This window comes from Bacillus sp. VA15, from assembly GCF_055721145.1.
On the sequence record NZ_JBVQPQ010000004.1, the window covers coordinates 330,982 to 356,243 of the forward strand.

The window sequence follows — 25,262 nt, forward strand, 5'->3', positions numbered from 1 at the left end:
CTCACTCCATTATTTTCATTGATCTGTATCTAAAATCGTACTCTCCAAAGCATTCACAGTAAAATACTCTTGTACTGTCTTTTTCTCGCCGTTCACTTTTTTATCGTACTCGACCGTAATTCTCCATACCGGCGCCAGCACCTGCGTACTTGTCAGCGGATATTGTGCAACGTAGCCGAATTTACAGCTCTTCACAGTGCTGTATTCTTTTAATTGATTTTGATAGTACAATAGCTCAACCGCATCCATTTCAGTAATTAAGCTTTCTTTCTGAATTTGCTTGAACGTCTCGAGCGTTGTCTGATCGTATGACACAACCTCGTTTTTAGCGTTTAAGTGCAGCACCACTTGTCCGATCATATTAGAAGAATTATCGGTCTTCTGGTATATATAATCGCCTTCATACGTTTGGAAGAAAATAATTTCTTTCTTCGATTTGTCAACCTTCCAAAGCTTATATTTTTCACCATCTTGGATTTTCGAAGAAACAAGTGCCTGGGCATCGTCCTCGATATTCTTCTTTGATAGGGCGATCGGATTCGTAAACTTCATTTTCAGGCTCGTTACTTTATGATCATCACTAGGCATGTCCATCAAAGGCTTTTGATCCTTGAGTGCCTCAATTTCCTCCTTGGTAAAGGCCTTTTGATTTGCTGTGATCCGGTAGCCTTCTATTGCATCCTTATTCAGGCCTTCATACGTGATATGGTCGGCTTTCATGTCATGCTCGACATCATTTTTAATGACTTCATATTCTTTGCTGGTAGCCTGCCATTTTTGAAAAAACTGATAGCCTAAGAATATATCTAAAATGAGGAAGGCAACGATGAAGATTGATTTTGTCTTATTCCACTCCACTGTTTGCCCCCTCCTTCGTCAATAAGTCCTTTGTAATAGGCACCATTTTTCCGTTTATTTTCATCGCCCAAACTGGTTCAAGCTCAACTAGAGGGTCATCATTGGTTGATGTTGATACCAATTGATAAGCAAGGAAGATCTGATCAATTTTGTCCATATCATATTTGGTTTGTTTAGAAAGCAGCATCTTCACTTCGCTGCCGCTCATCAGCTCTGTCTCGCTTGTTTTGATCGGATTCGTTCCGAGACTGTAATTCGGCCGCTTATAACTAAGAATATCATCGTTCGCCCATTGCACCGTAATCGCCGATGTCGCTCCGAACGGTTTGGCGGTGCTGTTAATGACCGGCATCTGATCCATAAAGATATAGAAGCTCAGCTGCTGGCTGTCATTGATATTGAAAAATTGATAATTATCCGTCCAGCTTCCCGTATCCTCTAGGTATTTTTGGCTCTTTTTGATTAACTCACCTGTTTGATAAGATGTGCTCTGGACTAAATTGCGCTGCTGGAATTGCACCTGGCGCTGGCTTAGATTCACATCTAAACGGCTGATCCCATCTGTCAGCACATTTCTGTTGTTGTAATTCGAATCTTCCCTTACAATGCTCGGATCGCTGAACAAAGCCTGCTTAAAGGTGTTTGTTTTAATCGATTCTGTGACAAACTCTTTTTTGTCCATCGTAAGCGGTTTGTTCGGCAGCAGGAACTCTTTCTTTGAGCCGATTGAGAACAAACTGTACGCCGGCATGTTTGATTGCCTGTTTTTCAAGTCGTTCATAATGTTCCGGTAGTTTGCCGATTCAACGGTCACTTCCAGAATGAGCTGTTTGCTGTAAGACACCAAATAAATTTTCTTGTTCGCTTTTGTTTCATTGAACGGAATCAGAATATGATCAAACGAACTGTATTCAAACGATTGATTGGACCATTTAAACAGCGTTTGGAAAATATCAATCGGAATCGTGTCATTGAATTGCAAATCAAGCTTCGCTTCATAACCGCCTATTCCATAAAACCAGCTCTTGAATCCAACCTTGTCATACTGATCAGAAATATCTTTAATTCCTTTTACATCCCAATGCGGCAAGTCAGACCAGACTTCTTCATAGAGGGTTTCATCACCCACTTTGTAATGAGCGCCGTCATCATGGATAAACATGTCCCTCGGCCTTACCGTTTCAGACAACTTTTGGGTGTTTTTTTCGATTTTATGTTTCTCACGCACAGTAGACTCTGTTGATGATGAGCCTTCAGAAAAGTTTGGCTGGAACGTCCATATCCCCCACGTAAACACAAGACTGATGATGACGAGTACCGTAAGTAATATCGTTTTTATATTTTCACGCTTCATCCCAATCATCCTCTTGTTCCTCTTTATATGGAAGAGTAAATGTAATCGTCGTGCCTTTTCCTTCTATGCTGTCCGCCCAAATATCTCCGCCGTGCGCCTGAACCATTTCCCTGGCAATCGCCAATCCCAGACCGGTGCCGCCGAGCTTTCTCGTTCTCGCTTTATCAACCCTGTAGAAGCGGTCAAAGACTTTTTCGACATCCTTTTTCGGAATTCCAATCCCTTCATCCTTGACGCTGATATAGAGGAGTTCTTCCTCTTCATTGACATCAATTGAGAATGTGACATGTCCGCCTTCCGGTGAGTATTTTAAAGCGTTGGAAATAATATTATCGAGTACCTGCGTAATTTTATCCTGGTCAATCTCGACGTACAGATTTCTGTCCGGCAGATTTCTGATAAATTCCACATGCTGCTCTTTTGTCATTTCAAAACGGTCAATAATAAGCGACATAAACCGGACAATCTGAATCCATTCCCGATTAAATTGATAATCCTTGCTGTCAAATTTCGAAAGCTGAAGCAGATCATTGACAAGCCGGATCATACGCTCTGTTTCATTTTGCGTCACCATTAAGAAACGCGGGGCAATATCTTTATTTTCCCACGCACCTTCAGCTAACGCCTCTAAATAACTGCGCATTGTCGTGAGCGGCGTCCGCAGCTCGTGTGATACATTCGCAACGAATTCTCTGCGTTCCTGATCCATTTTCTCTTGCTCGGTTACATCGTAAATGACAGCGATTAAACCATCGATTTTGCCATGTTCCCTTTGGATCACAGAGAAATTCACGCGAAGCACCGTTAGTTGATCATCGCGCTCAATCTCAAGCAGCATAGAATCCTGCTGCTCCACTAAATCTTCAAATGTATAATTCTCTTGAATCCCCAGCAAGCTCGTAATCGGCATTTCTAAGGCTGTTTCACGTGAAACGTTCAACAGCTCCAGCGCCGGGCTGTTTAAGAGAATAATCGCTCCGTTTCGGTTTGTGGCGATAACGCCGTCTGTCATATAGGCAATAACGGAGGCAAGCTTTCTGCGCTCTCCTTCTGTCATCGCCTGGGCATCTTCAAGCTCTCTCGTTAAGTGATTAAACGTAGTGGCGAGCTGCCCAATTTCATCATGCCCGTACTTTTTAACCTTCCTCGAGAAATTCCCTTTCGCAAGCTCCATCGCCTGCTTTCTCATATCCGAAAGCGGATGGGTAATGGTTCTTGCCAGAAAAATACCGAGAAGGGCCGTCAAAACAAGTGCCAAACCTGTGCCGGATGCCAGTATCGTATTGATCGTCTTCATTTGGTTAAAGACATCTTCCATACTCGCGACAACATAGATCGCGCCGACAACCTCTTGGTTTTCAGTCATGACGGGCTTCGCGGAAATGAGAACTCTGATTTTGCTTTTCGGGTCATAATACTTTCTTAAATACGATTGTTTAGTAGAAAAAATTCTTTTAAAGATCAGATCGGTCGTTTGTTTCCCTGCCACTTCCTCACCATACGGCTTTGAAGAACCGACCACCTCATAGCTCTTATCTACAAAACTAATTTCCCGAACCTCATCACTTTTCGTGAAGTCATTCAAAATACGGCTGACGTCATCCTTGATAACAGTGCTGTCGTTATCACTTTTATATTCTTGTTCGATATAGTAAGAAAGGTTGTCGATTCGCTGATTCAACGATTGTTCATACGAGCTGATCAGCGACTTCTCTACCTGATTGACAAAATACACACCAATGATTTGCATTGCAATGATAATCAAAAGCACATAAATCAAGGTAATCTTAAATTGGATCGACCGAAAAAAACCAACCTTATTCATAGGGGCATTAGTCCTGTTCTGGGTTTCTCAAGTAATAACCTACGCCGCGGCGTGTGACAATCCAATTTGGATGGCTCGGGTTGTCCTCGATTTTTTCACGAAGCCGGCGGACTGTTACATCAACCGTTCTGACATCGCCGAAGTAATCATAGCCCCAAACAGTTTGAAGCAAATGTTCACGGGTCATCACTTGTCCGATATGTTTTGCTAAATAATGAAGCAATTCGAACTCACGATGAGTCAACTCAATTGTTTCATCTCTTTTTGATACGACGTACGCGTCAGGGAAGATGACGAGAGAGCCGATATGAATCTCGTTAGAGGACGGCTCTTCCTCCGCCGGCGCTGTTGTCAGCTGGCGGCGCAGGTTCGCTTTTACACGTGCCAGGAGCTCGCGTGTGCTGAAAGGTTTTGTGACATAGTCATCAGCACCGATTTCAAGCCCGATGACCTTGTCAATTTCTGAATCCTTAGCCGTCAGCATAATGATCGGCATATCGTATTTCTTTCTGACTTCACGGCACACTTCAACACCGTCTTTATTAGGAAGCATGATATCTAAAAGAATTAAATCAGGCTGAAGCTCTTCTACCATTTCAACGGCTTCGTTTCCGTCGTGGGCACAGTGCACTTCATAGCCTTCTTTTCTTAAGTTAAATTCCAATATATCTGCAATCGGTTTTTCATCATCTACTACAAGGATCTTTTTATCCATCATTTTGATTTTCCTCCTGCCGAATAACTTCATTTCATCTATATAACATTCGTTTCATCATTTATGGCCCATGTAAACAATGGGTCCTTGTCTATTATAACGGTTTAAGGTCAAAAGATAAAAAAAATAAAGGTTTGGAAAAAAACACATATTTCACCTTTATCCGCCCATTGTTTATCTTTTGTCATGCTGGTCAACTTTTTTTAAAATAGTTAACTTTACTGAAACCTCTCCTCACCGGAGTGCGTCTTTATCAATGACGTCTTCTTCTTTGAACCGGCCGCAGGGCCGGTTCTCCCTTTTTCTTCTATTATAACACTCCTCATGTTTGCCTTTTTCCTAAAAGAAAAAACGCACCTACGATTGCAGATGCGTTTGGTAAGTGGCTCGGGACGGAATCGAACCGCCGACACACGGATTTTCAGTCCGTTGCTCTACCAACTGAGCTACCGAGCCAAATGTTTTATTTTTCTCTACTAAGTAAAGTAAAATGGCGGTCCGGACGGGACTCGAACCCGCGACCTCCTGCGTGACAGGCAGGCATTCTAACCAACTGAACTACCGGACCTTACAGTAATTTGCCGCGAGAGCTGTCGTGTCAGCCCTCGCAGACAAATAAGGAATTTAGCAATAACGCTAAAGTAAATCAATGACCCGTACGGGATTCGAACCCGTGTTACCGCCGTGAAAGGGCGGTGTCTTAACCGCTTGACCAACGGGCCTTCACGAAATGGTGAGCCATGAAGGACTCGAACCTTCGACCCTCTGATTAAAAGTCAGATGCTCTACCAACTGAGCTAATGGCTCTTAAGATGTCGGAATTTCCATAGAGCAAACGACTTGGAACAAGTTCTATCTTGTACTCTATTAAGCAGTTTCCGTAACAACGAGATTTATAATATCACGAACAAATAGAAGTGGCAATAACTTTTTTGGTTTTTTTTCATATTTTTTTCTCAGACCAACTTATATGCGGCTTTCAAACAAAAAATAAGCCCCTGAATTAGGGGCTTATAAGCAAATTCTATTTAGTTCGCACGGTACACGCTGCGAAGGACATTTGTCTGTGAACGGTCTGGACCGACAGAGAAAATAGAAAGCGGAATGCCTGTCAGCTGAGACACGCGCTCAAGATAGTGACGCGCGTTTTCCGGAAGCTCGCTCAAGCTTTTCGCGCCTGTGATATCCTCAGTCCATCCTGGCATTTCTTCATATACCGGCTCACATTCCGCAAGTGCTTTAAGACTTGCTGGGAATTCTTCAATGATCTCGCCTTTGTAGCGGTACGCCACACAGATTTTCAGCGTTTCAATTCCTGTTAAAACGTCGATTGAGTTCAGAGAAAGATCCGTAATTCCGCTCACACGGCGGGCGTGGCGGACAACAACGCTGTCAAACCAGCCGACACGGCGCGGACGGCCTGTTGTTGTTCCATACTCGCGGCCGACTTCACGGATTTGATCGCCGATTTCATCTTTCAGCTCAGTCGGGAAAGGACCGTCGCCGACACGAGTCGTATATGCTTTTGATACACCGACAACGTGCTGAATTTTGGTCGGGCCGACACCGGAACCGATCGTGACACCGCCGGCAACCGGGTTAGATGATGTAACAAACGGGTATGTTCCTTGATCGATATCAAGCATAACCCCTTGCGCGCCTTCAAACAATACACGGCGCCCTTCATCAAGAGCATCATTTAAGACAACAGATGTATCGCAAACATATTTTTTAATCTGCTGGCCGTACTCATAATATTCGTCTAAGATATCCTCAATTTTAAACCCTTCTGTCTCGTACATTTTCTCAAGCAGACGGTTTTTTTCTTCAAGATTGCGCTCAAGCTTTTCTGCAAACGCGTCACGGTCTAACAGATCCGCAATGCGAATTCCGATGCGGGCTGCTTTATCCATATAAGCAGGGCCGATTCCTTTTTTCGTTGTGCCGATCTTGTTAGCCCCTTTTCGCTCTTCTTCCACTTCATCCAATTTCAAATGATACGGCAGAATGACGTGAGCTCTGTTGCTGATTCTCAGGTTGTCTGTACTGACGTTGCGCTCATGAAGATACGCAAGCTCTGTGACTAATGCTTTTGGATCTACAACCATTCCGTTTCCGATCACACACGTTTTATCCTTATAGAAAATTCCAGACGGGATCAAGTGAAGCTTGTATGTGACTCCGTCAAACTTGATTGTATGCCCTGCGTTATTTCCGCCTTGATAACGGGCGATCACTTCTGCATTTTCTGATAGGAAATCTGTAATTTTACCTTTTCCTTCATCGCCCCATTGCGTACCTACTACAACTACTGAAGACATGTCCGTGCACCTCCGTTAACCTTTCAAAACGATTCTATTCAAACAAATCAAGTTTATCAGTGAAGAAACAGAAAGTCAATTGTAAATCCGAACATTAAATTAATGTAAATCTATATTCGTTCGCTTCCATTCATTTTATAAGCGTTTTCTCATCGCTTCGCTATAAAAAGCTTGTGAAACTTTTGTCCTTTAGCACGAAAAAGAGTTGCTAGCCGGATATCCCTTTTGTATTCATAAAAACGACTCGCCAGCCGTCCGGATCCTCTATCGTCACGCCTCCATGGCTCCAGTACGTGTTCTCAGATTCAACCTCTTGATAGCCCATGCGTTTTAGCTTTGAAGTGATCGCTGTCAGTTCATCTGCATTCGGCACATAAAAAACGAGGAGACTGTCGGGATGGGGAACGGGAGCAGTACTTTCCCCCTCATACTGGGTGAATTCCAAATGATAATCGGCATGAGGGAGACCGAACATGACACCGTCATACCCGTTATGCTGCGAAAATTCTCCAATTCGTTTCAAGCCCAGTCCCTCTTCGTAAAAACGAATGATCTTATTGAGCTGGCCTGTAGGCCGCGCAATCCGGATTTGCGCTGCGTTAAATAATGAAAAAGGGTTTCCCATGTTACCATCTCCTTTTTGCACCATTTTATTAAAACGCTTTCAAATTTACTTCCGCCGAGCGAACGGTATTTTTTCCATCTTTCGAATGAAAAAACCCCAAGATCAGCTCTTGGGGTTTATGCGCCGGGCGGAACACCTGCGTCATCAAAACGCCGTTCCAGGTTGACGAATTTATTGTATTCTTTTACGAACGCAAGAGACACTGTTCCTACCGGGCCGTTACGCTGTTTGGCAATAATGATTTCGATAATATTTTTATTCTCGGTTTCTTTGTCATAGTAGTCATCACGATACAGGAACGCGACAATATCCGCGTCCTGCTCGATACTTCCTGATTCCCGGATATCAGACATCATCGGACGCTTATCCTGACGCTGCTCAACACCCCGGGAAAGCTGAGAAAGCGCGATAACAGGGACTTGCAGCTCCCTGGCGATCGCCTTCAGTTCACGGGAAATTTCTGATACTTCCTGCTGACGGTTATCCTTTGAGCGTCCGCTTCCCTGAATCAATTGCAGGTAGTCGATCAAAATCATGCCGAGACCGCTTTCCTGCTTCAAGCGGCGGCACTTGGCTCGGATTTCACTCACGCGGATACCCGGTGTATCATCGATGTAAATCCCGCTGTTTGACAGGCTTCCCATCGCCATCGTCAGCTTGCCCCAATCCTCTTCCGTCAGGTTACCGGTACGAAGATTTTGGGCATTGATGTTTCCTTCGGCACAGAGCATACGCATAACGAGCTGCTCTGCACCCATCTCAAGACTGAAAATCGCTACGCTTTCGTCGGTCTTGGTCGCCACGTTTTGTGCGATATTCAGGGCAAAGGCCGTTTTCCCCACTGACGGACGGGCAGCCACAATGATCAAGTCGTTGCGCTGGAACCCGGCAGTCATCCGATCAAGCTCTGTAAACCCTGTCGGAATTCCCGTAATATCGCCTTTTCGATTGTGAAGCTGTTCGATATTGTCATAGGTTTGGACAAGGACGTCCTTAATATTTTGGAAGGCACTCGTGTTTTTGCGCTGCGCCACTTCCATAATCGTTTTTTCAGCTTCACTGAGTAAATCCTCGACCTCATCCTCACGGGTATACCCGTCTTGAGCGATGGTTGTCGCTGTTCTGATTAATCGGCGAAGAATTGATTTTTCCTCTACGATTTTCGCGTAATATTCTATGTTAGCCGCTGTCGGCACCGAGTTTGCGATATCTGTCAGATACGAAATGCCACCCACTTCTTCCAGCAGGTCTGTATTCGCAAGCTCTGACGTTACCGTCACTAGATCAACCGGTTCACCTCGGTCACCGAGCACTAGCATCGCATTATAGATTTTTTGGTGGGACATTCTATAGAAATCATCTGGAATCAATACTTCTGAAGCCAGTGTTAAAGCAGACGGCTGCAAAAAAATAGCGCCTAACACGGCTTGTTCGGCTTCTATATTTTGCGGAGGAAGCCGATCATTCAGAACGTCTGTCATGCTAAGCACCGTCCTCTCATTAAAAAATCTCCAAACTCCATTCTACCATTTCTGCAGAAAAAAAATAGAAAAATTGTCTATTTCCTGTTTTTTTCAGCTAGCCGATTGGATCGTTTCGGACAGTAACTAGGCGGGAAAAATGCAATAAAACTTGAGGGAGGAATGAATGATGATGAAAAAATATGCAGTTACACCTAATGTTGATGCGGACGGCTGGTTTATTAAGGTGGAGAATGTGGCGCCGACAGCTTTGTATACATCTAAAGACGCCGCAATTGAAAAAGCCAAACAGGTGGCAGAAGAAAACAGTCCAGCAAAGCTTGTGATTTATGACCAGTTTAAAAATGTGGAAGAAGAATACTCATTTTAACGAATGAAACCCTTCGCTGCAGCGGGGGGTTTTTGGCGGATCGGCTTATTTCATCCATTGGAAGCTTGTGTGCATCATCAGATCCGCCGCTTTTTGATACAGATCCCACTCCTCGAACGAAGCAAATTTCCCCATCAGCTCCTGAAGTTTCAGCCTCACAGCTATATACTCCTCAAAGGTGACAGCTTTCTCAGTTTCTTTCTGATGCTCAGTCAGCATTTGTTTTAATAATGACAGCGGTGCGTGCATAAGAACCCTCCTTTCCTCTTTTATAACGGGCATTTACGGATTGCTCCATTCCTTTGTGACATCTTCTTACATTTCACATCTGATTCTTGTACAATGGACAGAAGAGAGGAGGGATCTTTTGTGAGACCTTTGCAAATTTCTGCTGAAACTGCCCAAAAGCTTGCAGAGTCCTTGAATCTGCCGCTTGAACAGATCATGCATATGCCTCAGCATATTCTGCTTGCCAAAATGGCTGAATTGCAAAAAGAGGACAAATCATAGCCTTCATTCACATACTTGCTTACCTGTTTCGGGATAATATGATGTATATGTTAGAAAAAAGGAGTAACTGCTTTGCCACATCCACAAAATAAAAAAATCCAATCGTTTTGGCTGATCGCCGGCATTATCTTTATCGCGTTTAACTTACGGCCCGCGATTACTTCAGTCGGTCCGGTCATCAGCTCTATCCGGGCAGAGCTGCACATGTCCAATGGGGCAGCCGGTTTTTTGACAGCACTGCCGCTGCTTTCGTTTGCAGTTCTTTCTCCGCTTGCGCCTAAGCTCGGACAGCGCCTCGGAAATGAGCGAACCTTATGGCTTGGTCTCCTGATACTGTTTATCGGCGTTTTGATTCGTTCTGCCGGCTACACTGCCGCTTTGTTTTTCGGAACGGCACTCATCGGAGTTGGAATTGCGATCGGAAACGTTCTGTTGCCAAGCTTAATCAAACACAAATACCCTGAAAAGTCAGGAATCATGATCAGCCTGTATACGACATCAATGAATATATTCGCTGCTTTGGCATCGGGGGTCAGCGTACCCCTGGCCGCACAAATGGGAGGCGGCTGGAAGCAAGCCTTTCTCTTATGGGGCGGGCTGGCGTTACTTGCATTGCTGATCTGGATACCTCAGCTGCGCCACCGGGATACAGCAAACAAGGCGGTGAAGCTTCAAAACAGTTCCATTTGGGCTTCCAAAATGGCATGGTTTGTCACCATCTTTATGGGACTGCAATCATTTTTATTTTACAGCAGCATCGCTTGGTTTCCTGAAATTCTCCGTTCACACGGGATTGATACATCAACAGCCGGATGGATGGTGTCACTCATGCAATTTGCGAGTCTGCCTTCCACTTTTCTGACACCGGTTTTAGCTGACCGTGTGAAACAGCAGCGCGTTATCGTTGCGGCGCTGGCCGCAGTCTATCTGATCGGCCTATGCGGATTATTAGCGGGCGGCAGCCATACAATGCTTGCCATCTGGATGGTGATTATCGGTATCGGACAAGGCTCCAGCATTAGTTTGGCACTCGCTCTTATCGGTCTCCGCAGTGAAAATGCACAGCAGGCAGCTGCGCTGTCAGGCATGTCTCAGTCATTCGGCTACCTGCTTGCAGCCGTCGGTCCAATCTTTGTCGGCTATCTCTTTGACCAGACACATTCATGGACAACACCGATTGTGCTTCTTATTGCTGCCCTGATCGTAATGGGAGCAGCCGGACTGGGAGCCGGACGAGATCGATACATTCTTCAGTCAGCGAAACAAAGAAACTCAGCATAAAAAGCGGGGAAGATATCTCCGCTTTTTTCTTTGAAATTCTTCGAATATTTATGGTTTATTCATAAGTTTTTCATATTTGTTTTTTACAATTAAACACCATAAAGAGGTGAAAAACGATGAAAACCAACCGATTCGACGTAGTCCTTATTCTCATTTTGCTTACAGCGGCTTTTCTGAATGCGTATAACATTTGGCAGGATGACACAGCGAACCAATACTATTTGGCGGCTGTGAAAAGCATGACGCAAAGCTTCCACAATTTCTTTTATGCGTCATTTGACCCTTCTGGATTTGTGACAGTAGATAAGCCGCCTGTTGTGTTATGGATTCAAACGATTTTCGCACTGATTCTCGGCGTTCACACATGGAGTGTAATCATTCCCCAGGCTCTCGCTGGAGTTGGATCTGTATTCCTTCTCTACAGAATGATCAAACCGACTTTTGGAATTGGAGCGGCCCGCATTGCCGCACTTGTCATGACACTGACGCCTATCGCAGTAGCCGTCAGCCGGACAAACAATATTGACAGCATGCTTGTCTTTACCTTATTGCTCGGTTCAGCTTGCCTGCTTCGGGCCGTGAAACAAGGCAAGCTGGTTTGGCTGCTGACGGCATTTGCCCTGATAGGACTCGCCTTTAATATGAAGATGATGCAAGCGTTTATGGTATTGCCTGCATTTGTGTTATTCTACCTGATTGCATTTCAGGTTTCTCTGAAGAAAAAAATCGGGTCTCTGATTCTGTCTCTTGTCCTTCTGACAGGCCTTTCCCTCTCATGGGCGGTTGTGGTGGATTCGACCTCATCCTCCAGCCGGCCTTATGTAGGAAGCAGCCAGACCAACTCAGTGTTAGAACTGGCCTTCGGCTACAACGGCACAGAGCGGCTGCTTGGACAAACCACCGGCCTTGCAAGGAGTGATATGAATGCCGCTGGCGGCCGTAATATGCAGAATAATAGCACCATGCAACCGCCAAACAGCAACGGATCATCTTCTGCCGGAAACAGCAAGTCTGACGGAAGTGCCGCCAATCAAAACGGCAATCAATCATTCGGAAACAATTCACAGGGGCCTCAGCCGCCTAGCGGACAAAACGGCGCTTTAAATGGAGACGGAGGCACACCTCCAACAGGCAACGGAACTGGAAACGGCGGGCCTGGCGGCGGAAATGGAGGACCTGGCGGTAGCGGCGGAAAAAGCATGAATATGTTCGGCACCGGCGATGCAGGACCGCTTCGTCTCTTCCAATCGGCACTTTCCGGCCAAATCAGCTGGATGCTTCCATTCGCATTGATCGGATTGCTGGGCGGAATCGTCAGCTGGTACCGTGATCGCCGCGGACAGGCTGCTGAAATGAAAGAAACGCTATTCTGGACGGCATGGCTCGTTCCGGTCGCTGGTTTCTTCAGCGTTGCAGGATTCTTCCACCAGTATTATTTAATTATGCTGGCACCTCCGATTGCCGCACTTTCCGGTATCGGATGGTACACAATGTACCGTTTATACAAAAACAATAAAGACTGGGCCAGCTGTCTTCTGCCGGCAGCCGTTCTAATCACAGCCGCGTTCCAGGTTTATATTTTGAGCGCTTATACAAGCCAAATCGGCAGTGTATGGATGTACGTACTGGGACTCTTAGGATTCGTTATCACCCTTGCGCTTCTGATGCTTAAACGCAGCCATCCATTCAGTAAGCAGCTGACGATCATCAGCTTATGTGTTCTGCTGCTCACACCAATCTACTGGTCAGCAACGCCGCTTCTATACGGAGGCAACAGCGTCCTTCCTGAATCCGGCCCGCAGCTTAAAAGCTCGGCAAACGGCGGAAATATGTTCTCTTCAGAGGTCGACACCGGACTCCTGTCCTATCTGAGAAAGCATAATACCGGCGAAGAGTATCTATTTGCTACTTTGACAACCGTAACGGCTGCGCCATACATCATTAATGAAAATGAATCTGTTATGGCAATGGGCGGATTTAACGGCACAGATCCAATTCTGACTGTGTCCGAACTGAAAAAACTGGTCAAAGAAGGCAAAGTAAAATACTTCCTTCTGTCAGGAAATAACTCAGGCAACAGCGAACTTGTTTCCTGGATTAAGAAAAACGGAAAAGAAATAACATCTGACGAATATAGCAGTTCTTCCAGCAGCACAAACAGCAGCCTGCAAGGCATGAGAGGAGGACCTGGCGGAGAAAGCCAGCAAACTCTTTATCTCGTGGAATAAAAAAAGAGGCTTGGATTGCTCCAAGCCTCTTTTCTATTAAACTTCTTCTTTCACATGTACCTTTAACACAGCCTGCACCTCAGGATGCAGCTTCACAGGCACGTTTGTATATCCTAATGCACGAATGCCGTCCGGCAGTTCAAGCTTCCGCTTATCTACTTTAATCTTATGGTCTTTTTGGAGCTGCTCAGTAATTTGCTTGCTTGTCACAGAACCAAATAAACGGCCGCCTTCCCCTGATTTCGCGCTGAGCTCAACTGTCAGTTTTTCTAATGTTTCTTTTAAGCTCTTTGCTTGCTCAAGCTCGGCAATAGCTTCTTTTTTCTCTTTTTGTTTTTGTCCGTTCAGCGCGCTGATGTTTGACGCGTTCGCTTCAACCGCGAGGCCTTTTTTAATTAGAAAGTTATGCGCATAACCGTCTGCTACGTTTTTGACTTCGCCTTTTTTTCCTTTTCCTTTTACATCTTGTAAGAAAATAACCTTCATCTCTGTACGCCTCCCTCAAAATACTCATCTATGGCGTGCTTCAGCCGTTCCAGCGCTTCAGAAACTGAAATGCCGGACAACTGAGTCGCCGCATTTGTTAAATGCCCTCCGCCTTCCAGCGCCTCCATGATGATCTGAACATTGACCTCGCCAAGTGACCGCGCACTGATACAAACGGTTTGTTCATCCCGTCTCGCCACCGCAAATGAAGCCTCAACTTCACTCATCGACAGCAGCGAATCGGCCGCCTGCGCAATCAGCACTTGATCGAAGTATTCCTCCTCATTTTCAGGAAGAGAAGCAATCGCAATGTTCTCTTTATAGAGGGCTGTATGCTGGATCAGCTTCGCCCGTTTAATATAGGAATCAACGGTTTCTTTCAGGAACTTCTGCACAAGCACCGTGTCGGCGCCTTTTGCCCTTAAATAAGAAGCCGCATCAAAAGTCCGCGAGCCCGTGCGGAGAGAAAAGCTCTTTGTATCCACTATTATACCAGCTAATAGGGCTGTTGCTTCAATCATATTGATTTTTAAGCGCTTCGGCTGATATTCAAGCAGTTCTGTCACCAATTCCGCTGTCGAAGAAGCGTACGGCTCCATATAAACGAGCAGCGGGTCTCTGATAAACTCCTCACCCCTGCGGTGATGGTCGATGACCACGATATGTTCAATTTTATTGACCAGCCGTTCCTCCATAACAAGTGACGGTTTATGTGTATCAACGATCACAAGCAGCGTGTCATCATTGGAGATTTCCATCGCTTCTTCAGGCGTAATAAACCTTGACCACAGCTCTTCATATTTTTTGATTTCCTCAATTAAACGCTGCACACTTGATCCGATTTGATTTGGATCAATGACGATAAAACCATCTTTGTTATTTGCCTGAGCCACCTTTAAAATCCCGATCGCTGCGCCGATAGAATCCATGTCAGGGAATTTATGCCCCATGATAATCACATTGCTGCTTTCAGAGACGATTTCCTTTAAGGCATGAGAAATGACGCGGGCCCGCACCCTTGTTCGTTTCTCCATCGGGTTTGTTTTACCTCCGTAAAACTTCACCTTGCCGTTCGGCAGCTTAATGGCTACTTGGTCTCCGCCGCGCCCCAACGCTAAGTCCAAGCTGGATTGCGCCAAATCGCCAAGTTCTTTCAGCGAGGAGACTGAAGCCCCGACACCAACGCTTAACGTCAGTGCTACACCGTCATATGAGGTTTTTTCCCGCACCTCATCTAGAATCGAAAACTTCGAATTTTCGAGTTCAGTTAAGATGTGTTCATTAAGTACAGCAATAAAGCGTTCTGAAGACGTCCTTTTCAGGAAGATCCCGTACTCCTGCGCCCAGGCGTTCAGCAAAGATGTTACCTGGCTGTTCATCGTGCTTCTCGTCTGGTCATCCAATCCTTGGGTCACATCATCATAGTTATCAAGGAAAATATACGCCAGCACGGTTCTTTCGTTTTCGTATAGCTTTTCAATCTGGATTTGTTCCGTTACATCAAAGAAATACAGCAGGCGCTCATCCCGTTTGATGACAACCTTAAACTTACGGTCATTCAATGTAACCGTTTCCGATTCCACCTCTTGTTTGATGAGCGGCACAACCGACTCACAAGTATCGTAAAGGGACCTCCCCACTAATGTGCTTTCATTAAAGCAAGAAGAAAGAAACGGATTTGCCCATTCTATATAATATTGGTCATTAAAAAGCATGATGCCGATCGGCATTTCCATCAATGCCTCTTCACCGACTTTTTTCAACCTGTAGGATAACGTAGAAATATAAGCATCAATCTCTTTTCGAATAAGAGAATCAGCACGTTTAATAAAAAACAAAATAACTGCGAGCAGCAGTACTTCGACGGTTCCTAATATCCAGTTAAAATAAAAGCTGATGAGGATTGTAATGATTGACAGAGCAATCAATGCATAGATGGGATACCGAAACAGCGGTTTTTCATAAAAGCTTGGCATTTCTATCACTCCCCACCATGTGAGTAAAACTTCATGTTCACTTCACCTTATTCCTTATATTAAAGCCCATATCTATAACGCCTAAAATGCGAATGGCTGCCATAAAGATCGGATGTATAAACCCAAGAATCACTGCAATTACAGCCGCAGCCTTCGGATATTGTTTCTTATGGCAATAGAAAAAGATAAATGATAAACCTTGGATAAAAATCAGAAACCCGAGTATAAACTCCCCATTTAAAGCGATAGAGTACAGCATTTGGCCTTTTTCTAAAGGCAAAAATGAAAGTATGACGATCATTAAATACAGCACTACAACACTTTGCGGAAACTTCAACTCTCTAAAAGGCTTTAGATTAGGAATATCGGGGGAGAATCGCCTTAAGAGCGGCTTAGCGATAAGGTAACTGAGGAAAGAAAAAATAGCTCCTACCATCACAATAGCTGTTGGAAAAAGATATTGAACGATACCCAATTGTTCTTCCATCAGTTTCAATTGCTTCTCAAGCTGTTCAGCATTGCCCGACTGCTTCACTACAGTTTCTACAATATCAAGAGATTGCCGGTATTGTGTCATCGCTTCATCAATGATATTGATACCCAAAAACTGAATGCTTATCACAAAATAGAAGACAATACAAAGCATATAAATAAGAGCGCCCGAAATAATGGCGTGCCCGGGTTCTTTCTTTTTGAAATAGTGCCCCATGGCAATGCCGGCGCAAGCTGACATAAAAGCTACAATAAGCCCGGTAAAGGACCCAACAATAAAAACAACCGGAAGACTGACAATGCCCATCCATATCCCTAACTTCAATCCATGTCTAATCGTATACAGGATCATGGGCAGCGGCAGTGCAAATAACAGAATTGTTCCAATCACAGGAACATAAACGACCAAAAGCGTGATGATCGCAAACAGACTGATTAAAATAGCACCTTCCATTAATGCTCTCGTTTGTTTCACTTAGTCACCTCGTATCATCCTGAACATACGAATAGAAAAGAGCAGCATAAACGACTGCTCTTTTTTCATCGCTGCAACATGCTTTGCACCGAATGTTTTTTTATATCATCTCTAAATTTTACTTTTATATTTTAACATAAGTCCAAATCGCAAGTAAAATGACGCCAATGTTTCATGTGAAACATTGCAAATGAAAAGACATTCTTTGAAAAGAATGCCCATCACGGTTAATGTTTATCATCCATAAAGCCAGAAGATTCCTTGTTTTTCTTTTTCGTTTTTCTGACATACATAAAAATTAAGATCACCAGTAAAAGGGTTGTTGCTTGCAGAACGCCGCTGCTAAACAAGAAAAAGTTCTTTATCATCTCCCACATCGTGTTTCACCTCTTTTTGCATGTTCTCAACCCGTATCCTATATAAGGTGAATTTCCCTTTTTAAAAACTTCAAAACATCATGAACAACATTGAGCGTTAGGCATATGCTGATATGGAATCTGATTGATAAAGGAGAATTGTTACATGGATGAACGCAGAACATTGGCTTGGCATGAAACATTAGAAATGCACGAGCTGGTTGCTTTTCAATCAAATGGACTCATTAGGCTGAAGAAAATGATAAGAGAAGTAAAAGACCCTCAGCTCAGACAGCTTTATAGTGTGTCCATTCAGGCTGTTGAGCAAAATCTAAGAGAGCTTCTTCCATTCTTCCCGCAGGCGCCGCACAGAGAGGATGAGGAAGAAGAACGCGCGGATAACCCATTTTACAGCGGTGATCTTCTCGGGTTTGCCAAAACGTCTGTCCGCAGCTATGCCATCGCGATTACAGAAACAGCAACACCTCAATTAAGAAACGTACTGGTCAAACAGCTGAATGCTGCCATCCAGTTGCATGCACAAGTTTATCGATACATGTATCAGCATGGATACTATCCGTCTTACAACCTTTCTGAACTGTTGAAAAATGACGTCAGAAACGCCAACAGAGCCCTTTCAATGAAATAAAACAAGCAGCAAAGGAGTTCCCTTTGCTGCTATTTCTGCTGATCCTTCAGCAAGCCGTTCGACCGATAAGATTCCAGCACATCTCTGTTGGATTCTCCCCATTCTTTCATTTGCAAAACAATCGGTTCAAGCGTTCGACCAAATTCCGTCAGAGAGTATTCAACCTTGGGCGGCACCTGATGGTAAACCTCACGATGCACGATGCCGTCCGCTTCCAGCTCCCGAAGCTGAAGGGTGAGCATTCTTTGGGTGATACTCGGGCAGATTCGACGAAACTCATTAAACCGTTTCTTGCCATCTATCATGTGATAAAGAAGAATTCCTTTCCACTTTCCGCCAATCACATCTAGTGTAAATTCAACTGGACAGCCTTCTTTGTTCGGGTATATATTCTTTTTTTCACTCATTCTTGACCCTCCAATAGTACCTTTTTTGATACTACATCACATTTCGCAACTAAGCTACCCAGTATTTTACACACCTTTTCCTCTCAGCTCAAAGAAAATGCTTCTTATTCACATCAATTTTTACGGGTTTGTATGATTACACCTGCAGCAAGACGTGTTAAACTATATAAAGATTACACTACTTAAAAAATAGATAAGGAGCTATCATGGAAAAAATACTTATTTTCGGACACCAAAACCCAGACACAGATACGATTTGTTCTGCGATTGCTTATGCTGATTTGAAAAACAAACTCGGCTTTAATGCTGAGCCAGTCCGTCTTGGACAAGTCAACGGCGAAACACAATACGCGCTTGACTATTTCAAACAAGAAAGCCCGCGTCTTGTTGAAACAGCCGCAAACGAAGTAAACGGCGTTATCTTGGTTGACCATAACGAACGCCAGCAAAGCATCAAGGACATTGAAGATGTTCAGGTTCTAGAAGTGATCGACCACCACCGCATCGCTAACTTTGAAACAGCTGAGCCGCTTTACTATCGTGCTGAGCCTGTAGGCTGTACGGCTACAATCTTAAACAAAATGTACAAAGAAAATAACGTGAAAATCGAGAAAGAAATTGCCGGCCTGATGCTGTCTGCGATCATTTCTGACTCACTGTTATTCAAATCTCCAACTTGCACAGACCAAGACGTAGCGGCAGCAAAAGAGCTTGCGGAAATCGCCGGCGTAGATGCTGAAGAATACGGCTTGAACATGCTGAAAGCTGGCGCTGATTTAAGCAAAAAAACAGTGGAAGAGCTGATTTCTCTTGATGCGAAAGAATTTACACTCGGCAGCAAAAAAGTCGAAATCGCACAAGTGAACACAGTAGACATTGAAGATGTGAAAAAACGCCAAGCTGAATTAGAAGCTGTGATTTCTAACGTTGTGGCTGAGAAGAACCTTGACCTGTTCCTTCTTGTCATCACAGACATCTTAGAAAATGATTCACTTGCTCTTGCGATCGGTAACGAAGCAGCGAAAGTGGAAAAAGCGTTCAACGTTACATTAGAAAACAACACGGCCCTCTTAAAAGGCGTTGTTTCCCGTAAAAAACAAGTCGTTCCTGTCTTAACTGACGCAATGGCTGAATAATAAAAAAGCATCCCGTCGCCGGGATGCTTCATATTACTGACAACAGCCTAAAACGGTTTATAGTTTTAGGATGTTGTCATCTTTTCAGCGTAATTGAAAACCCTTGAAGTCTAGGAAGGACGAGCATCGGAGCACAGCGAATGTTGGAATTCGTGAGCACTGAAGCGCAGGCCTGACAACGAATGCGAGGGTTTGTCGACACGCTGAAGCATCCCGTCATCGGGATGCTTTTTCTTATTCGCCCAGCTTTTCAATCTGGCCCATCACATCAGTAATTTGCTTTGCGTTTTGGACAAGGTCTGACTGCTCCCATTCTTCAAGCGATACCTTGCCTTCCTCCACTTGTTTCAACACATCTTCAGCACTTTTTTGCAAGGTTTCGTTATGCTCCTGAACGATTTGATGAATCTCCGCCGCAGCATCAGGCGGTGTTAATTCATTAAAATCAGCGGCAGCCTGCTGAATCGACTCAAGCTGTGCTACAAGTTTTTCTTTCGCCTCAGTGTCATTTACAGCTTGCTCAGCCAATTCAGGCGCATCCTCTGCAAATGTCTTCACCTTCTCCACATAGCCGGCGGCTTCACTTGTATAATTCAATCCGTCATTCACCTGATCAAGCATGCCGCATCCGCCTGCACTCAAAAGCCCTACTCCGGCAAGAACAGTCAAAATGATTTTCATCGTCAGCCTCCTCATCGCTTCTTCTTCATTTTTTCTTGTAAGATCGGGATCAATTTCTCTTTTGCTAACGGCAGCCCTTTCCTCACCAATTCTCGCTTCAGCCACTTTTTCAGCTTAGACATCCTGACGCTCCTCTCCCTTTTTGATAAAAATGAAAAAACTCCACCGATTTGGTGAAGTTCCGAAACAAAAAGACCTTCACCAAATCAGATTTGGCAAAGGTCTCGCTAACAATTAGATTGCCAGCAAAGCCGAGGGCATCTTGCCCCGTAATGACGACTTTACTGTGAAAGCTACTCCCCTTTGGAGTGTTCATTTTTATTACTTTCATTCTAAAGCACCGGGCTTTTCCAGTCAAATTCCTGCTGTCCGTTTACACAAAAGTCCACTGTGGTATTTAAAATTTGAATGGTATTTCCATCAGGAGATCATGCTATGACAGAGGAGGTTTTCATCATGAGTCAAGAGCGCGTGAAACGGCCTGGACATACCAGATGGTACATATCTTCGTTACTCAGCGGCATTATTATTCTTAATTATTTTGACCGAGTGGCCATCTCTGTAGCGGCCCCTGCGATACAAGATTCGTTTCACCTTACAGCAACCGAACTCGGCATCGTGTTTTCCATTTACACCTATTCCTATACACTGATGCAGCTGCCTGTCGGAAGTTTGCTGGACCGGTTTGGCGTGGCGTGGGTCACGAGGATTGGAATGACGATATGGAGCTTATTAACGATCCTTCTTGCTTTTTTGCAAGGAAAATTGCTGCTGTATTTGTTCCGGTTTCTCATTGGGCTGACGAGCGCCTCTGCGTTCCCTGCCGCCTCCAAGGCAACCGCACTATGGTTTCCTCCAAGTGAGCGGGGATTGGCAAACTCACTGTTCGACTCGGCCGCCAAATTTTCAAACGTAATCGGCGCGCCATTGGTCGCCTTTCTTGTCACAACTTTTGACTGGCGTGTCGCTTTTTTGACGATTGGATGCATCAATGTGCTGTTTACGATCTTTTTCTGGCAGTATTATGAGCAGCCTGAACGGCACAAACGCATTTCCAAAAGTGAGCTAAACTATATTCAAAGACACAATTCAATTACAACAGAGCAAATCCCTTACAAAACGGGTCCGCTTTTAAAAAAGCTTTTCTCCAACCGGAAAGTATGGGGCTTAATGATCGGATTTACAGGGTACGGCTATACATTCAACCTGCTGCTCACCTGGCTTCCGACTTTCTTTAAACATACATACGGAATGGATCTCATGTCGTCCGGTTTATTTACAGCCGTGCCATGGCTGATCTCAACCATTTCCGGAATTGTAGTCGGGGGATGGCTCGTCGATTACTTTATTAAGAAAGGTTATCCTAACACCAAGGTATACCGAACCGTAATCATTGTTGGAATGAGCTTCGGCTTTTTCTTTTTAGGCTCCATTCTGACGAACAATATCACCATCGCGATTATCTGTATTTCAATCGGCCTTGCCGGTATTTCTGCAACCGCTCCAGTCGGCTGGTCCATCTCCGCAGAGCTGGCGCCGATCGGTTCCGTATCCATGCTAAGCTCCATGGTGAACCTGGCAAACAACCTGTTCGGAGGCATTATTGCCGCTTCACTGACGGGGTATTTGTTTGATGTGACAGGCTCCTTTACGCTCAGCTTTCTGGTAGCTGGTTTTGTGCTGTTGCTGGGATTGGTTTTTTATGTGTTTGTGTTAGGGGATGTAAAACGAATTAAGCTGGAATAAAGAGTGCTTGCTGAAAGCACTCTTTTTTGAGCATAAATAAGAAGCGGCCAGCTTTTGAACGGCTTCTCAGGATTATTTCAATCTAGGGCCTGCCACTTGTTTAGTGGTTCAAATAAAACTTCTCTCATATTCACCGATATTCTATTCTCTCCGTACGCCAATACCACCATTTTATCCTTGACTCCAACCAAAGGTAAGGCCTCATAGTGAAAGAATAAAGGAGGAATTGGATTGTGAAATTAACAGTAAAAGAACTATCCCACATTGCGAACGTGACAATCAAAACGCTTTATCATTACCACAAAATCGGCCTGCTGGCTCCAAAAGAAATAAGTGAAGCCGGATATCGGTACTATGGTGCTGACGAACTAAAAAGACTGCAGGAAATCCTTTTTTACAAAGAATTAGATATTCCTTTATCAGAAATAAAAATATTATTAGATAAGGATGCTGAAAGAACTAGTACATTAGAAAAACAAAAAAAGCTGTTTGAAAAGAAAATTGAAAAGTATCAGCGCCTCATTCAAACAGCCAACACGTCTTTAGAATACACGAGAAAAGGTGAGAATATGGATCATAAGGTCATGTTTAAAGGATTTGAAAGCGCGGAAGAGTGGAAACAATCTTTAGCAGAACAAAATGGCTATTTAAAAGATCATTACAATTTTGAATTAGATACTCATGCTATCAATGTAGATGAAATGAACAAAATGGCGATAGAAGCAAAACATTTTCTTGATGGAATGGCTGATTTTTTAAGGAGCGGCGTGACGTATCATGACCCTGCCGTGCAAGAGCATGTCATGAATCATCTTAAGTTCCTAAATCAGAACGGGCATCCGACAAGTAAAGAAGATTACGTAAAACAAACGCGATTTTTTATGCAAGATGATTTCCATAGAGGAATGCTAGAAGAGCAGCAAACAGGTTTATCTTATTATTTGACCGTCGTTGCAGAACACCTGTAACGTGAGTCTTTGTCACTCTATCTAGGGAGACAGCCTTCGTGATGACGAGACAGCACCGCCAACAATTGATACATTCTGCCGGTCAACGGCAAAATTCCGCCCGTTCCATTTCAACACGGTTTGGACATATCCCAGCGAGTCAGCGTTATACCTCCCGGCGATCCGCTGATACGCCACAAGTTCGTATGTGCCGTCTCTGTCAAAATCAACCGGATACAAGCCAGACAAAGGATTCACCCAGCCTTCTATCGGCATTTTTAACACACCCTGGCTGGTATAAATCTCATTCAAATATTCCCTGCCCTTGTAAGTAAGGTCAAGGATATACGTTTCATTCTGATGATGGCTGATGACACTTGCTTTATATTGATTTTGATAGCTCACACTGTACTTAAATTCATCATTAAACACATCCGAGTTAAAAATCTGTCGGAACTGCCGATTTAGATAGGCAAAAATATACGCATATATAGTGCCGCCGCTTCCCCCAGTGTCTATTACCACTGCCACATCATCAATCTTGTCGCCTGTCATATCCCCAAGAAATAGAGACGGATTGTATCCCAGATTGTTTTGGAGCTGGATTCGCTGTTCCTGATGGGTTCTGCCGTCACGGATCACCAATGTGATATTTCTCCATAAAGGGCTGCCAGTCATTTGGCTGCCAGTGAGAAAGACTTCGTCAATTACGCCGTCTCCCGTTACATCCCCGCGGGCTGATGCAATGATTGCACGAGAGGAGACAGGCTGCCGAAAAACGTATGGATGTGGAACAAGTCCTCTGCCTTCATAAAACCAATAAGGAGCCATTCTGATGTCATACAGATTCATTGGCGTCACCTTCCCTATTCAGCTGAATGAATTATTATATGCAGGAATGGCACATCGAAGGACGCTAAACACCAATTAAATCCGTACCATATGAATTATCGATTGCACAAAGCCACTCGCCTTGCGCATTCTTCTTAAATACATAGGTCGCTCTTCTTTCCATCGCATACTCGGAATTCTTTTTATCCGAATCAAGCAGTGTCTGAGAAAGGACGAGTACAGTGTCACCTGCTTCCAACATGATCATTTCCCCTTGTGTCGGGACAATATGATGATTGAAATAGTTCGCGATCTTGATAAATGCTTTCTTGATTTCTTCTTTGCCTCGCGCGATCATGCCAGGCTTCACAACTAAAATGGCATCTTCCGTGTAGTACGTCATCAGTGTATCAAAATCTTCATTTTGGATTGCCAAATCACACGCAGAGATAATGTCTTTAATTTGCTGTTCCAAATGAATTCCCCCAATCATCATGATTGGATATATTATACATCGTTTGACCCGCTGAAACCGTAAAAACAAAATGAAAAGTATTCCTATTTCCTATATAATCAAATAGATATATTTAACAAAGTACCCAGTGAAGGGGTGGACAATATTGTCTGCGGAAGTAACGTTACATGACAATATACATCATGATTTACGTGCGGATTGCCAGCACTGTTTTGGCCTGTGCTGTGTCGCCTTGCCTTATGCGAAATCAGCGGATTTTGCTTTTGATAAAGACGGGGGCACGCCTTGCCGCAACTTACAATCAAACTATCAATGTTCTATACATAAAGATCTCAGAGAAAAAGGATTTCGAGGCTGTTCTGCATATGAATGCTTTGGCGCCGGCCAGAAGGTATCCCAAATCACTTATGAGGGAAAGGATTGGCGAAATAACCCGGAAACAGCCAACGAGATGTTTGACGTTTTTCCCATCATGCAGCAGCTGCACGAAATGCTCTGGTATTTATATGAAGCTCTTTCTATAGATATAGCCAAGCCGATTCATCCTGAACTGAGAACCAGTTTCGAAAAAATAGAAAGGCTCACCAGACTCAGCAAAGAACGCTTGCTGACACTGCAGGTGGACGAGCATCGAGCTGAGGTCAATGAATGGCTGTTAAAAACGAGTGAGCTGGTGCGTGCCCAAGCCCGCAATCCAAAACTCCCGAAAAAAAAATCAGCCGGGGAAGTGTTCTAATCGGCGCGAAACTGAAAGGTCTCGATCTAAGAGGAGCAAACCTAAGAGGGGCGCTGCTCATAGCCGCCGATCTGAGAAATGCTGATCTGAGAATGACAGACTTTATCGGTGCAGATGTGAGAGACGCTGATCTCAGCGGCGCCGACCTGACCGGCAGCATCTTTCTGACGCAGGCACAGGTGAATGCTGCATACGGCGATTCAAACACAAAACTTCCACCGTCTCTGCAAACCCCCGCCCATTGGAAATAAAAAAGGACCTGCCTGCGGTCCTTTTTTTGCTGCCATCATTCGTCTTTAAC

General features: G+C 44.3%; 24 protein-coding genes, 4 tRNA genes and 1 pseudogene. 9 read left to right on the forward strand and 20 right to left on the reverse strand.

Annotated elements, in window-relative coordinates; translation table 11 throughout:
* Positions 1 to 15 precede the first annotated feature (15 nt).
* The 11 genes from walI to dnaB all read right to left on the reverse strand — a co-directional run bounded on the left by walI (position 16) and on the right by dnaB (position 9,179).
* Entirely contained in the window at positions 16 to 858 is an 843-nt protein-coding gene (gene walI, locus AC0DBE_RS13400; protein ID WP_014115843.1) for a WalRK two-component regulatory system regulator WalI, read from the reverse strand.
* Positions 845 to 2,212: a WalRK two-component regulatory system regulator WalH gene (gene walH / locus AC0DBE_RS13405; protein WP_014115844.1), complete on the reverse strand. Its 1,368-nt coding sequence runs from the start codon at positions 2,210 to 2,212 to the stop codon at positions 845 to 847. The genes walI and walH overlap by 14 nt, the downstream gene beginning before the upstream one ends.
* Positions 2,202 to 4,037 (reverse strand): cell wall metabolism sensor histidine kinase WalK, encoded by a 1,836-nt coding sequence (gene walK / locus AC0DBE_RS13410; protein WP_061187128.1) that lies wholly within the window; start codon positions 4,035 to 4,037, stop codon positions 2,202 to 2,204. Before walK ends, walH begins: the two co-directional genes overlap by 11 nt.
* Positions 4,038 to 4,044: 7 nt before the next feature.
* On the reverse strand, positions 4,045 to 4,752 hold the full coding sequence (gene walR / locus AC0DBE_RS13415) for a cell wall metabolism DNA-binding response regulator WalR (RefSeq protein WP_003244363.1): 708 nt from the start codon (positions 4,750 to 4,752) through the stop codon (positions 4,045 to 4,047).
* 383 nt (positions 4,753 to 5,135) lie between these two features.
* Positions 5,136 to 5,208: transfer RNA gene (locus AC0DBE_RS13420), tRNA-Phe, on the reverse strand.
* 35 nt (positions 5,209 to 5,243) lie between these two features.
* Positions 5,244 to 5,320 (reverse strand) — tRNA-Asp (locus AC0DBE_RS13425).
* Positions 5,321 to 5,402: 82 nt separating this feature from the next.
* A tRNA-Glu gene (locus AC0DBE_RS13430) sits at positions 5,403 to 5,474 on the reverse strand.
* A 9-nt stretch (positions 5,475 to 5,483) separates the two neighbouring features.
* Positions 5,484 to 5,559 (reverse strand) — tRNA-Lys (locus AC0DBE_RS13435).
* Between the two features lie 221 nt (positions 5,560 to 5,780).
* Positions 5,781 to 7,073 carry an adenylosuccinate synthase gene (gene purA / locus AC0DBE_RS13440; RefSeq protein ID WP_024713335.1) on the reverse strand — a complete coding sequence of 431 codons (1,293 nt, stop codon included), beginning with the start codon at positions 7,071 to 7,073 and terminating at the stop codon, positions 5,781 to 5,783.
* A 208-nt stretch (positions 7,074 to 7,281) separates the two neighbouring features.
* Positions 7,282 to 7,698 (reverse strand): VOC family protein, encoded by a 417-nt coding sequence (locus tag AC0DBE_RS13445; RefSeq protein WP_472962476.1) that lies wholly within the window; start codon positions 7,696 to 7,698, stop codon positions 7,282 to 7,284.
* 116 nt (positions 7,699 to 7,814) lie between these two features.
* Positions 7,815 to 9,179 carry a replicative DNA helicase gene (gene dnaB, locus AC0DBE_RS13450; RefSeq protein ID WP_014115849.1) on the reverse strand — a complete coding sequence of 455 codons (1,365 nt, stop codon included), beginning with the start codon at positions 9,177 to 9,179 and terminating at the stop codon, positions 7,815 to 7,817.
* 169 nt (positions 9,180 to 9,348) lie between these two features.
* Between dnaB and AC0DBE_RS13455 the strand changes: the two genes are divergently transcribed.
* Positions 9,349 to 9,549, forward strand: coding sequence for a DUF2188 domain-containing protein (locus AC0DBE_RS13455; protein ID WP_041521111.1), 201 nt, complete (start codon positions 9,349 to 9,351; stop codon positions 9,547 to 9,549).
* Positions 9,550 to 9,594: 45 nt separating this feature from the next.
* On the opposite strand, the gene AC0DBE_RS13460 is transcribed toward AC0DBE_RS13455, so the two are convergent.
* On the reverse strand, positions 9,595 to 9,798 hold the full coding sequence (locus AC0DBE_RS13460; protein ID WP_014115851.1) for a hypothetical protein: 204 nt from the start codon (positions 9,796 to 9,798) through the stop codon (positions 9,595 to 9,597).
* Between the two features lie 120 nt (positions 9,799 to 9,918).
* Between AC0DBE_RS13460 and AC0DBE_RS13465 the strand changes: the two genes are divergently transcribed.
* From AC0DBE_RS13465 to AC0DBE_RS13475, 3 genes are all read left to right on the forward strand, one after another.
* Positions 9,919 to 10,059 carry a YycC family protein gene (locus tag AC0DBE_RS13465; protein WP_003242786.1) on the forward strand — a complete coding sequence of 47 codons (141 nt, stop codon included), beginning with the start codon at positions 9,919 to 9,921 and terminating at the stop codon, positions 10,057 to 10,059.
* Positions 10,060 to 10,131: 72 nt separating this feature from the next.
* On the forward strand, positions 10,132 to 11,340 hold the full coding sequence (locus tag AC0DBE_RS13470) for a CynX/NimT family MFS transporter (RefSeq protein ID WP_014115852.1): 1,209 nt from the start codon (positions 10,132 to 10,134) through the stop codon (positions 11,338 to 11,340).
* A gap of 116 nt (positions 11,341 to 11,456) precedes the next feature.
* A complete protein-coding gene (locus AC0DBE_RS13475; protein ID WP_472962480.1) occupies positions 11,457 to 13,568 on the forward strand; it encodes an ArnT family glycosyltransferase in 2,112 nt (703 codons plus the stop codon).
* 36 nt (positions 13,569 to 13,604) lie between these two features.
* On the opposite strand, the gene rplI is transcribed toward AC0DBE_RS13475, so the two are convergent.
* The 4 genes from rplI to AC0DBE_RS13495 all read right to left on the reverse strand — a co-directional run bounded on the left by rplI (position 13,605) and on the right by AC0DBE_RS13495 (position 17,374).
* Entirely contained in the window at positions 13,605 to 14,054 is a 450-nt protein-coding gene (rplI, locus tag AC0DBE_RS13480) for a 50S ribosomal protein L9 (protein ID WP_003219165.1), read from the reverse strand.
* Complete coding sequence (gdpP, locus tag AC0DBE_RS13485) at positions 14,051 to 16,030, reverse strand: cyclic-di-AMP phosphodiesterase GdpP (RefSeq protein ID WP_088680241.1); 1,980 nt, start codon at positions 16,028 to 16,030, stop codon at positions 14,051 to 14,053. Before gdpP ends, rplI begins: the two co-directional genes overlap by 4 nt.
* A gap of 37 nt (positions 16,031 to 16,067) precedes the next feature.
* A complete protein-coding gene (locus tag AC0DBE_RS13490; RefSeq protein ID WP_014115855.1) occupies positions 16,068 to 16,997 on the reverse strand; it encodes a YybS family protein in 930 nt (309 codons plus the stop codon).
* Positions 16,998 to 17,224: 227 nt separating this feature from the next.
* Positions 17,225 to 17,374, reverse strand: coding sequence for a hypothetical protein (locus tag AC0DBE_RS13495; protein WP_014115856.1), 150 nt, complete (start codon positions 17,372 to 17,374; stop codon positions 17,225 to 17,227).
* Positions 17,375 to 17,519: 145 nt separating this feature from the next.
* Here AC0DBE_RS13495 and cotF point away from each other — a divergent pair, with 145 nt between their 5' ends.
* The gene (gene cotF / locus AC0DBE_RS13500; protein WP_014115857.1) at positions 17,520 to 18,002 is read left to right on the forward strand and encodes a spore coat protein CotF; all 483 of its coding nucleotides are present in this window, start codon (positions 17,520 to 17,522) and stop codon (positions 18,000 to 18,002) included.
* 29 nt (positions 18,003 to 18,031) lie between these two features.
* Here the strand turns inward: cotF and hypR are convergent, their stop codons facing one another.
* Entirely contained in the window at positions 18,032 to 18,409 is a 378-nt protein-coding gene (gene hypR / locus AC0DBE_RS13505; RefSeq protein ID WP_014115858.1) for a transcriptional regulator HypR, read from the reverse strand.
* A 206-nt stretch (positions 18,410 to 18,615) separates the two neighbouring features.
* Here hypR and AC0DBE_RS13510 point away from each other — a divergent pair, with 206 nt between their 5' ends.
* Positions 18,616 to 19,545, forward strand: coding sequence for a manganese-dependent inorganic pyrophosphatase (locus AC0DBE_RS13510; RefSeq protein WP_014666106.1), 930 nt, complete (start codon positions 18,616 to 18,618; stop codon positions 19,543 to 19,545).
* 234 nt (positions 19,546 to 19,779) lie between these two features.
* On the opposite strand, the gene AC0DBE_RS13515 is transcribed toward AC0DBE_RS13510, so the two are convergent.
* A complete protein-coding gene (locus tag AC0DBE_RS13515) occupies positions 19,780 to 20,226 on the reverse strand; it encodes a DUF6376 family protein (protein WP_472962484.1) in 447 nt (148 codons plus the stop codon).
* Between the two features lie 435 nt (positions 20,227 to 20,661).
* Between AC0DBE_RS13515 and AC0DBE_RS13520 the strand changes: the two genes are divergently transcribed.
* Positions 20,662 to 21,972, forward strand: a complete 1,311-nt coding sequence (locus AC0DBE_RS13520) for an MFS transporter (RefSeq protein ID WP_014115861.1) — start codon at positions 20,662 to 20,664, stop codon at positions 21,970 to 21,972.
* 230 nt (positions 21,973 to 22,202) lie between these two features.
* On the forward strand, positions 22,203 to 22,940 hold the full coding sequence (locus AC0DBE_RS13525) for a MerR family transcriptional regulator (protein WP_472962522.1): 738 nt from the start codon (positions 22,203 to 22,205) through the stop codon (positions 22,938 to 22,940).
* 21 nt (positions 22,941 to 22,961) lie between these two features.
* On the opposite strand, the gene AC0DBE_RS13530 is transcribed toward AC0DBE_RS13525, so the two are convergent.
* A complete protein-coding gene (locus tag AC0DBE_RS13530) occupies positions 22,962 to 23,771 on the reverse strand; it encodes a hypothetical protein (RefSeq protein WP_014115863.1) in 810 nt (269 codons plus the stop codon).
* A gap of 64 nt (positions 23,772 to 23,835) precedes the next feature.
* Positions 23,836 to 24,225, reverse strand: coding sequence for a YybH family protein (locus AC0DBE_RS13535; protein ID WP_061187120.1), 390 nt, complete (start codon positions 24,223 to 24,225; stop codon positions 23,836 to 23,838).
* Between the two features lie 145 nt (positions 24,226 to 24,370).
* Here AC0DBE_RS13535 and AC0DBE_RS13540 point away from each other — a divergent pair.
* A pseudogene (locus tag AC0DBE_RS13540) lies at positions 24,371 to 25,212 on the forward strand (pentapeptide repeat-containing protein).
* Positions 25,213 to 25,262: the final 50 nt, after the last annotated feature.

Bases quoted from the DNA above. Each gene is read 5' to 3' on its own strand.
- AC0DBE_RS13475 (WP_472962480.1), top strand. From the start codon at position 11,457: ATGAAAACCAACCGATTCGACGTAGTCCTTATTCTCATTTTGCTTACA.
- dnaB (WP_014115849.1), bottom strand. From the start codon at position 9,179: ATGACAGACGTTCTGAATGATCGGCTTCCTCCGCAAAATATAGAAGCC.
- gdpP (WP_088680241.1), bottom strand. From the start codon at position 16,030: ATGCCAAGCTTTTATGAAAAACCGCTGTTTCGGTATCCCATCTATGCA.
- AC0DBE_RS13495 (WP_014115856.1), bottom strand. From the start codon at position 17,374: ATGTGGGAGATGATAAAGAACTTTTTCTTGTTTAGCAGCGGCGTTCTG.
- purA (WP_024713335.1), bottom strand. From the start codon at position 7,073: ATGTCTTCAGTAGTTGTAGTAGGTACGCAATGGGGCGATGAAGGAAAA.
- AC0DBE_RS13445 (WP_472962476.1), bottom strand. From the start codon at position 7,698: ATGGGAAACCCTTTTTCATTATTTAACGCAGCGCAAATCCGGATTGCG.
- hypR (WP_014115858.1), bottom strand. From the start codon at position 18,409: ATGAGTGAAAAAAAGAATATATACCCGAACAAAGAAGGCTGTCCAGTT.
- walH (WP_014115844.1), bottom strand. From the start codon at position 2,212: ATGAAGCGTGAAAATATAAAAACGATATTACTTACGGTACTCGTCATC.
- AC0DBE_RS13510 (WP_014666106.1), top strand. From the start codon at position 18,616: ATGGAAAAAATACTTATTTTCGGACACCAAAACCCAGACACAGATACG.
- AC0DBE_RS13455 (WP_041521111.1), top strand. From the start codon at position 9,349: ATGATGAAAAAATATGCAGTTACACCTAATGTTGATGCGGACGGCTGG.
- walR (WP_003244363.1), bottom strand. From the start codon at position 4,752: ATGGATAAAAAGATCCTTGTAGTAGATGATGAAAAACCGATTGCAGAT.
- AC0DBE_RS13530 (WP_014115863.1), bottom strand. From the start codon at position 23,771: ATGAATCTGTATGACATCAGAATGGCTCCTTATTGGTTTTATGAAGGC.
- rplI (WP_003219165.1), bottom strand. From the start codon at position 14,054: ATGAAGGTTATTTTCTTACAAGATGTAAAAGGAAAAGGAAAAAAAGGC.
- cotF (WP_014115857.1), top strand. From the start codon at position 17,520: ATGGATGAACGCAGAACATTGGCTTGGCATGAAACATTAGAAATGCAC.
- AC0DBE_RS13520 (WP_014115861.1), top strand. From the start codon at position 20,662: ATGACAGAGGAGGTTTTCATCATGAGTCAAGAGCGCGTGAAACGGCCT.
- AC0DBE_RS13460 (WP_014115851.1), bottom strand. From the start codon at position 9,798: ATGCACGCACCGCTGTCATTATTAAAACAAATGCTGACTGAGCATCAG.
- AC0DBE_RS13515 (WP_472962484.1), bottom strand. From the start codon at position 20,226: ATGAAAATCATTTTGACTGTTCTTGCCGGAGTAGGGCTTTTGAGTGCA.
- walK (WP_061187128.1), bottom strand. From the start codon at position 4,037: ATGAATAAGGTTGGTTTTTTTCGGTCGATCCAATTTAAGATTACCTTG.